Genomic DNA, 7,559 nt, shown 5'->3' on the forward strand with positions numbered 1-7,559 from the left:
GGCTTACTTGTTGTCCATCTGCAGTACGGCCAGGAACGCTTCCTGCGGGATCTCCACGCGGCCGACCTGCTTCATGCGCTTCTTGCCTTCCTTCTGCTTTTCCAGAAGCTTCTTCTTGCGCGAGACGTCGCCACCATAGCACTTGGCCAGCACGTTCTTGCGCATCGCCTTGACCGTGGTGCGGGCGATGATCTGCGAGCCGACGGCGGCCTGGATGGCCACGTCGAACATCTGCCGGGGGATCAGGTCCTTCATCTTCTCGCACAGCTCGCGGCCGCGGCGGTCGGCGTGGCTGCGGTGCACGATCAGCGACAGTGCGTCGACCTTGTCACCGTTGATCAGCACGTCAACGCGCACGAACGGGCCAGCGTCGAAGCGCACGAAGTGGTAATCCAGCGAGGCATAGCCACGGCTGACCGACTTGAGCTTGTCGAAGAAGTCCAGCACCACCTCGGCCATCGGCAGCTCGTAGCTGATCTGCACCTGGCTGCCCAGGTAGTTGATGCCGATCTGGCTGCCGCGCTTTTCTTCGCACAGCTTGATGATGTTGCCGATGTACTCCTCGGGCGTGAGCACGTTGGCGCGGATGATCGGCTCGCGGATCTCCTCGACCTGGTTCACCGGCGGCAGCTTGGCCGGGTTGTCCATGTTGATGATCGAGCCGTCGGTCTTCAGGACCTCATACACCACCGTCGGCGCGGTGCTGATCAGGTCCAGGTTGTATTCGCGTTCCAGGCGCTCCTGCACGATCTCCATGTGCAGCATGCCCAGGAAGCCACAGCGGAAGCCGAAGCCCATCGCTTCGGAGCTTTCAGGCTCGAAACGCAGCGCGGCATCGTTCAGGCGCAGCTTGTCCAGCGCTTCGCGCAGGTCCGGGTAGTCCTCGGCATCGACCGGGAACAGGCCGGCGAACACGCGCGGCTGCATTTCCTGGAAGCCCGGCAGCGGCTTCGGCGCCGGATCGCCGGCCAGGGTGAGGGTGTCGCCGACCGGCGCACCATGCACGTCCTTGATGCTGGCGGTGACCCAGCCCACTTCACCGGCACGCAGCGCCGGCAGCACCTTGCGCTTGGGAGTGAACACGCCGACGTTGTCGACCTGGTGGTTGCGGCCGGTCGACATCACCTGCAGCTTGTCACCGGCCTTGATCTCGCCCTGCATCACGCGCACCAGCGAGACCACGCCCAGGTAGTTGTCGAACCACGAGTCGATGATCAGCGCCTGCAGCTTGTCGGTGTCGCGCGGCACCGGCGGCGGGATGCGATGGACGATCGCCTCCAGCACGTCCTGCACGTTGAGGCCGGTCTTGGCACTGACCGGCACGGCGTCGGAGGCGTCGATGCCGATCACGGCCTCGATCTCGGCCTTGGCGCGCTCGATGTCGGCGGTGGGCAGGTCGATCTTGTTGATCACCGGCACCACTTCCAGGCCCTGCTCCACTGCGGTATAGCAGTTGGCCACCGACTGCGCTTCCACGCCCTGGGCCGCGTCGACCACCAGCAGCGCGCCTTCGCAGGCGGCCAGCGAGCGGCTGACTTCATAGGAGAAGTCGACGTGGCCGGGGGTGTCGATGAAGTTCAGGTGGTAGGTCTGCCCGTCCTTGGCCAGGTACGGCAGTGACACCGATTGCGCCTTGATCGTGATGCCACGCTCGCGCTCGATGGGATTGGAGTCGAGCACCTGCGCTTCCATCTCGCGGGCCTGCAGGCCACCACAGAGCTGGATGATGCGGTCGGCCAGCGTGGACTTGCCGTGGTCGACATGGGCGATGATGGAGAAGTTGCGGATGTTCCGCATCGAATCAGAAGACATAGGTGGCGGCGGCGCGCGGCGTCGTCAGGGTAACGGTCGATTATCGCATGCCCGGCGCCCGGCCGCGAAAACTGCCTCATCGGGCCGGGGCCAGAACGGCCGAAGCCCCGCCGGGGCGGGGCTTCGGGGGCCGCGCCGGCGCCGCCGAAGCGGCCCCGGCAGGAGCCTTACTGGCCGGCCTTCACCGCCACGAAGGCGCTGTTGCCGTTGGCCGTGCGGACCAGCAGCATCACCACGTCGTCCTTCTTGAAGCTGGACAACGCCCGGTTCAGGGCATCGACGCTGCCGACCGCAGTGCGGCCGACCTGCAGGATCACCATGCCCGGCGACAGGCCGGCATCGCGTGCTGCCTGGCCCTTGACCCCGGTAATGCGCACGCCTTCATTGCCGTTGAGCCCCAGCTGCTTGCGCTGGGCCGCGTTCAGGTCGCTGACGTCCAGCCCCAGCAGGGCGTTGGCACCGGTCTGCGGAGCCGCCTCGCCAGCGCCAGCCGACGGCCCGCGGGCATTGCCCTGCCCGTCCTCGCTCAGTGCGGTCAGCGTGGCACTGAGCTCATGCGGCTTGCCGTCGCGGTAAACCACCAGGTTCACCTTGCTGCCCGGCGCCATCGCACCGATCAGCGGCGGCAGGTCGGACCAGCTGTTGACCGCGCTGCCGTTGACCGAGCGGATGACATCGCCCACCTGCACGCCGGCCTTGGCGGCCGCACTGCCGGCCACGATCTGGTTGACCAGCGCGCCGCGGCTGTCCGGCAGGCCCAGTCCCTGCGCCTTCAGCGAATCGATCGGTTCGACCACCGCGCCGAGCTGGCCGCGGGTGACCTTGCCGCTCTTCTTGATCTGCTCGACCGCGCTCATCGCCAGGTCGATCGGGATCGCGAAGCTGATGCCCATGTAGCCGCCGGAGGCCGAGAAGATCTGCGAGTTGATGCCGACCACTTCGCCGCGGGTGTTCAGCAGCGGACCGCCGGAATTGCCCTGGTTGATCGCCACGTCGGTCTGGATGAACGGCACGTAGCGCTGGTCAGGCCCCCCCGTACTGCGACCGACGGCGCTGACCACGCCGGCGGTAACGGAATGGTCGAGGCCGAACGGCGAGCCGATCGCGACAACCCATTGGCCCGGCTTCAGGGTGTTGGAATCACCCACGCGCACGGTGGGCAGGTTCTTGCCATCGATCTTGAGCAGGGCCACGTCGTACTGCTGGTCGCTGCCCACCACCTTGGCGGTGAACTCGCGGCTGTCGCCCAGCTTGACCTTCACCTCGCTGGCGTCGGCCACCACGTGGTAGTTGGTCAGTACATAGCCATCGGGCGAGATGATGAAGCCCGATCCCATGCCACGCCCCTTGATGCTGGGACCGCCATCCTGCCCACCCGGCCCCTGCCCCGGCATCGGGAAGTCAGGGCCGAAGAAGCGGCGGAAGAACTCGGGCATGTCATCGTCGCCCATCGGGCCGCGCGAGGCCTGGCGGTTGTTGCGGACGATGGTGGTGTCGACGTTGACCACGCCCGGGCCGACCTGTTCGACCAGGTTGGTGAAGTCGGGCAGGCCGCTGACCAGCGGTTGTGCAGGCGCCCGCGGCGCCGCGGCCGGCGCAGGCTGGGCCGGGGCGGCAGGCGCCGGCGCCGGCGCCTGCGCGCAGGCCACCAGGGGAAGGGTCAGGGCCAGCAGGCCAATGGCCTGCGTGCGAAGTCGGGGAGTCATCGGACGGCAACCTCCGGGTCGGATGGAAAGAGGAATACGGGCCCCGCCGACGGCGGGGCGTGAAGGCGCCCGGCTCAGTCGCGCGGGCGCGGCGGCACCGGCAGGTCGTCCTGCAGGCGCGGCTCGAACGGGTAGAACGCGGCACCGCCGGCGCGGGCCGGGAAACTGGCATTGAGCGCGCCACCTGCGGTCGGCGCCAGGCTGGAGCGCGGCCACGGCCGGGCCTGCAGCCCGCCGACCTCGCCGAATGGCAGGTTGCGGTTAGCGTTGGCCGGTACGGTCGGAGCCAGCGGTGCCTGCACGGCGGCGATGGCGCGCTGCGGAGCGTCATCGCGCTGGGCGGCACGCGCGGCCTGCTGGCTGCGGGTTGCACTGGCGCGGCGGGCGTCCTGGCGACGGCTGGTAGCAGCCATCGCCACAGCCGGCGCCGCCGCCACGGCCATCGCGGCGGTATCCACCGATGCTTCGGTCACCGGGGCCGGCGAGGTCGGCGCCGGCGGCAGTTCCGCCTGGCTGGCGATCACCTGGGGGGCCAATGGCTCGCCGGGAGTGGCCTCCTTCAGCTTCTCGCCCCCCATGAACAGGGCGACCGCAGCAACCGATGCGGCCAGAGCCGCGCCGCCGCCCCAGGCCCGCCAGCCACTGCGACGTACCTGGCGACGCGGCTCGGCCTGCGGCGTCGGCTCGGCCGCGATGGCGGCAGCCACGGCGGCACTGAACCCGGCCGGAGCCAGTGCCGACGCCTGCCCGCGCATCACGTCGCCCAGCAGCTGCCAGCGCTCCTGGCAACCGGCCAGCTCGGGGTCGTGCTCCATCCGGCGCAGCAGGAAACGCGCTTCATCGGCGCCCAGCTCGCCATCGACCAGGGCCGACAGCTGCTCGCGATGGCGCTGGTCCAGGCGCTGCCCGGCGGGCGATTGATGGTTGTGCGATTCGTTGAACGGGTTACTGGTCATACGCGGCTCTTCTCACGGGTGGCGCTGCCGATGTCCAGCAGCGGCCGGAGTTCGGTGTCGATCGCCTCGCGCGCCCGGAAGATCCGTGAACGCACCGTGCCGATCGGGCACCCCATCTTCTGCGCGATATCCTCGTAGCTCAGGCCTTCCACCTCGCGCAGGGTGATCGCTGACCGGAGTTCTTCCGGCAGCGCGTTGACGGCCTTCATCACCGTCTGTTCCAGCTCCTGGCGCATCAACTCGCGTTCGGGCGTGTCGGTGTCACGCAGGCGCGTACCACTGTCGAACTGTTCGGCATCGCCGATGTCGATGTCATCGGTCGGCGGCCGTCGATTGTGTGAAGCCAGGTAGTTTTTGGCGGTATTCACGGCGATTCGATGCAACCAGGTTGAGAACTGGGCATCGCCACGGAAACTCCCGATCGCGCGGTAGGCACGGATGAAAGTGTCCTGGGCGACGTCCTGACATTCGCTCCAGTCGGCGATGTAGCGACCGACGAGGGCCACCACCCGATGCTGGTACTTGCGCACCAGGACATCGAAGGCGGCACTCTCGCCGTGCTGCACGCGCCGGACCAGTTCCAGATCCAGCTCCTGTGGTGTATCAACCTCGGCCATGAGGGGCCGCACTCCTGTCAGCCCAACCGACGTCGGGCAATGAGACTGCCAATCCCGGGAAAAGTTCAGTCGCCGATCACCTGGCGCCGCACCAGCTTTTAACCACCGTTCCGTTAGCGTCCCGGTCCACGGCCATGGATCCGGGGGCGCCACTCCCCTGCTATTGGGATTTGACGCGAGGGAAACAACCTCTGGATCATAGCCGCTTCTCCATACACAACCGGATGGAACGTCCATGCTTTCAGGCTTCGATGGTCTCCGCTTCAGCCACTGGCACCCCGAGATCCGCGACGACGGCGTGGTGGTTCTCTCCCTGGATCGTCAGGACAGCAGCGTCAACGCGATGTCGCAGGACGTGCTGCTGGAGCTGGGCGACCTGCTTGAGCGCATCGCGCTGGACCCACCCAGGGGCGTGGTGGTCCAGTCGCTGAAGAAGGCCGGCTTCATTGCCGGTGCCGACCTGAAGGAGTTCCAGGAATTCGACCGTCGCGGCACCGTCAATGACGCGATCCGTCGTGGCCAGGCCACCTATCAGAAGCTGGCCGAGCTGCCCTGCCCCACCGTTGCGGCGATCCACGGCCACTGCCTGGGAGGCGGCACCGAACTGGCGCTGGCCTGCCGCTACCGCGTGGCGTCCAATGACAGCAGCACCCGCATCGGCCTGCCGGAAACCCAGCTTGGCATCTTCCCGGGCTGGGGCGGCAGCGCCCGCCTGCCGCAGTTGGTGGGCGCGCCGGCGGCAATGGACTTGATGCTGACCGGCCGCACCCTGTCGGCCTCGGCCGCGCGTGGCATCGGCCTGGTCGACAAGGTGGTGGCGCCAGCGGTGGTGCTCGACACCGCCGTCGCGCTGGCGCTGTCCGGCACCACCCGCCCGTTCAAGCAGCGCGCGACGGCATGGGCCACCAACACCTGGCTGGCACGCAGGCTGCTGGCGCCGCAGATGGTCAAGCAGGTCGCACGCAAGGCGAAGAAGGACCAGTACCCGGCGCCGTACGCGCTGATCAGCACCTGGCAACGCAGTGGCGGCAAGCCCATCCAGGCCCGCCTGGACGCCGAGCGGCGCGCCGTGGTCAAGCTGGCCAGTACACCGACCGCGCGCAATCTGATCCGTATCTTCTTCCTCACCGAGCGACTGAAGGGCTTGGGCAGTGGTGATTCCGGCATCCGTCACGTGCACGTGGTCGGCGCCGGCGTGATGGGCGGCGACATCGCCGCGTGGGCCGCTTACAAGGGCTTCGAGGTGACCCTGCAGGACCGCGAGCAGCGCTTCATCGACCCGGCCATGGAACGCGCGCAGGCGCTGTTCGCCAAGAAGGTGCGCGACGAAAGCAAGCGCCCAGCCGTGGCCGCACGCCTGCGTGCCGACCTGGAAGGCAATGGGGTTGCCGAAGCGGATCTGGTGATCGAGGCGATCATCGAGAACCCGGAAGCCAAGCGTGCGCTGTACCAGACGCTGGAACCGAAGATGAAGCAGGACGCCCTGCTGACCACCAATACCTCGTCGATTCCACTGGTGGAACTGCGCGATCACATCCAGCGCCCGGCGCAGTTCGCCGGCCTGCACTACTTCAACCCGGTAGCGCAGATGCCGCTGGTGGAAATCATCCACCACGATGGCATGGCGCCGGAGACCGAGCGCCGCCTGGCCGCGTTCTGCAAGGCGCTGGGCAAGTTCCCGGTGCCGGTGGCCGGCAGTCCGGGCTTCCTGGTCAACCGCGTGCTGTTCCCGTACATGCTGGAAGCCGCCACCGCCTACGCCGAAGGCGTCCCGGGCCCGGTGATCGACAAGGCCGCAGTGAAGTTCGGCATGCCGATGGGCCCGATCGAACTGATCGATACCGTCGGCCTGGACGTGGCCGCCGGAGTCGGCCGCGAACTGGCACCGTTCCTGGGCCTGCAGATTCCGGCCGCGCTGCAGACGGTGGAACCGGACAAGCGTGGCAAGAAGGATGGCCAGGGCATTTACACCTGGGAAAACGGCAAGCCGAAGAAGCCGGACGTGGCCAGCGACTACCAGGCCCCGGCCGACCTGGAAGACCGCCTGATCCTGCCGCTGTTGAACGAGGCAGTGGCGTGCCTGCACGAAGGCGTGGTGGCCGATGCGGACCTGCTGGATGCCGGCGTGATCTTCGGCACCGGTTTCGCCCCGTTCCGCGGCGGTCCGATCCAGCACATCCGTGCGGTCGGTGCCGATGCGATCGTCGAGCGGTTGAAGGCGCTGCAGCAGCGCCACGGCGACCGTTTCGCCCCGCGCCCGGGCTGGGACAACCCCGCCCTGCGCGAACCAGTGGTTTGAGTTGATCGGCCGGGCCTGCGGCCCGGCACCCGCAGAGGCAACCGCCGAAGCAAAAGCCAAACCCAGAGCCAGAGCCAGAGCCAGAGCAACAGCCGGCTCTGGCTTTTCTGTTTGTTGGGCGGGGCGGTGTCGGGTTGCGGGGTGTCCGCGGCATCCATGCCGCGGACAC

General features: G+C 67.9%; 5 protein-coding genes. 1 reads left to right on the top strand and 4 read right to left on the bottom strand.

Features of this window, described 5'->3' with window-relative positions:
- Positions 1-3 precede the first annotated feature (3 nt).
- The 4 genes from lepA to rpoE form a co-directional block, all read right to left on the bottom strand.
- Positions 4-1,797 (bottom strand): translation elongation factor 4, encoded by a 1,794-nt coding sequence (lepA, locus tag AC10QF_RS19560; RefSeq protein WP_049416245.1) that lies wholly within the window; start codon positions 1,795-1,797, stop codon positions 4-6.
- Positions 1,798-1,979: 182 nt separating this feature from the next.
- Positions 1,980-3,518, bottom strand: a complete 1,539-nt coding sequence (locus AC10QF_RS19565) for a DegQ family serine endoprotease (protein WP_111174641.1) — start codon at positions 3,516-3,518, stop codon at positions 1,980-1,982.
- 74 nt (positions 3,519-3,592) lie between these two features.
- Positions 3,593-4,474, bottom strand: a complete 882-nt coding sequence (locus tag AC10QF_RS19570; protein WP_494542719.1) for a sigma-E factor negative regulatory protein — start codon at positions 4,472-4,474, stop codon at positions 3,593-3,595.
- Positions 4,471-5,091, bottom strand: a complete 621-nt coding sequence (rpoE, locus tag AC10QF_RS19575; protein ID WP_005418256.1) for an RNA polymerase sigma factor RpoE — start codon at positions 5,089-5,091, stop codon at positions 4,471-4,473. The genes AC10QF_RS19570 and rpoE overlap by 4 nt, the downstream gene beginning before the upstream one ends.
- Before the next feature lie 235 nt (positions 5,092-5,326).
- Here rpoE and AC10QF_RS19580 point away from each other — a divergent pair, with 235 nt between their 5' ends.
- On the top strand, positions 5,327-7,390 hold the full coding sequence (locus tag AC10QF_RS19580; protein WP_065196919.1) for a 3-hydroxyacyl-CoA dehydrogenase NAD-binding domain-containing protein: 2,064 nt from the start codon (positions 5,327-5,329) through the stop codon (positions 7,388-7,390).
- The last annotated feature ends 169 nt before the right edge of the window (positions 7,391-7,559 follow it).

This window comes from Stenotrophomonas maltophilia complex sp. Om-AH-Sm3 (genome assembly GCF_059337855.1).

What these genes read in the sequence shown, in the direction of transcription:
- AC10QF_RS19565 (WP_111174641.1), bottom strand. Translation starts at nt 3,518, where the DNA reads ATGACTCCCCGACTTCGCACGCAGGCCATTGGCCTGCTGGCCCTGACC.
- AC10QF_RS19580 (WP_065196919.1), top strand. Translation starts at nt 5,327, where the DNA reads ATGCTTTCAGGCTTCGATGGTCTCCGCTTCAGCCACTGGCACCCCGAG.
- lepA (WP_049416245.1), bottom strand. Translation starts at nt 1,797, where the DNA reads ATGCGGAACATCCGCAACTTCTCCATCATCGCCCATGTCGACCACGGC.
- AC10QF_RS19570 (WP_494542719.1), bottom strand. Translation starts at nt 4,474, where the DNA reads ATGACCAGTAACCCGTTCAACGAATCGCACAACCATCAATCGCCCGCC.
- rpoE (WP_005418256.1), bottom strand. Translation starts at nt 5,091, where the DNA reads ATGGCCGAGGTTGATACACCACAGGAGCTGGATCTGGAACTGGTCCGG.